This is a genomic window from Desulfosporosinus hippei DSM 8344, from assembly GCF_900100785.1.
Taxonomy (GTDB): Bacteria; Bacillota; Desulfitobacteriia; order Desulfitobacteriales; family Desulfitobacteriaceae; genus Desulfosporosinus; species Desulfosporosinus hippei.
Window position 1 is genome coordinate 1 of the sequence record NZ_FNCP01000073.1, and the last position, 1,028, is coordinate 1,028.

Here is a 1,028-nt window from a genome sequence, read left to right on the forward strand (position 1 = left end):
GGCGCAACGGGTGCAACTGGGGCCACGGGCGATGTTGGGGCTACTGGTGCAACCGGAGCTACTGGCGATGTGGGGGCGACTGGTGCAACTGGGGCCACTGGTGAGGTTGGTGCAACCGGATCAACAGGGGCTACCGGCGATGTTGGATCAACAGGTGCAACTGGAGCTACTGGAGATGTTGGGTCGACAGGTGCAACCGGAGTTACTGGTGAGGTTGGATCAACAGGTGCAACGGGAGCCACAGGCGAGGTTGGCGCAACGGGTGAAACTGGAGTCACAGGGGATGTTGGATCAACCGGTGCAACTGGGGTTACAGGCGATGTTGGATCAACAGGTGCAACTGGAGCCACTGGCGAGGTTGGATCAACAGGTACAACTGGAGCTACTGGCGATGTTGGATCAACCGGATCAACCGGAGCAACAGGTGATGTCGGGTCGACAGGTGCAACTGGAGCTACTGGTGAGGTTGGATCAACAGGTGCAACTGGGGCCACTGGTGAGGTTGGTGCAACCGGATCAACAGGGGCTACCGGCGATGTTGGATCAACAGGTGCAACTGGGGCTACCGGCGATGTTGGCGCAACCGGTGCAACTGGAGCTACTGGTGAGGTTGGCGCAACCGGTGCAACTGGAGTCACAGGGGATGTTGGATCAACAGGTACAACTGGGGCCACTGGTGATGTTGGCGCAACGGGTGCAACCGGAGTTACTGGTGAGATTGGCGCAACCGGTGCAACCGGAGTTACTGGTGAGGTTGGATCAACAGGTGCAACTGGGGCCACCGGCGATGTTGGATCAACAGGAACAACTGGAGCTACTGGGGATGTCGGGTCGACAGGTGCAACTGGAGCTACTGGGGATGTCGGGTCGACAGGTGCAACTGGAGCTACTGGGGATGTCGGGTCGACAGGTGCAACGGGAGCTACTGGCGAGGTTGGCGCTACTGGAACAACGGGAGCTACTGGGGATGTTGGATCAACAGGTGCAACTGGAGCCACAGGCGATGTTGGCGCAACGGGTGCAACTGG

At 59.2% G+C, this 1,028-nt stretch carries 1 protein-coding gene; it reads left to right on the top strand.

The window, feature by feature from the left end; translation table 11 throughout:
* Positions 1 to 1,028, top strand: a 1,028-nt coding sequence (locus BLS16_RS23055) for a hypothetical protein (RefSeq protein WP_242876418.1), incomplete at both ends; no start/stop codon positions are given.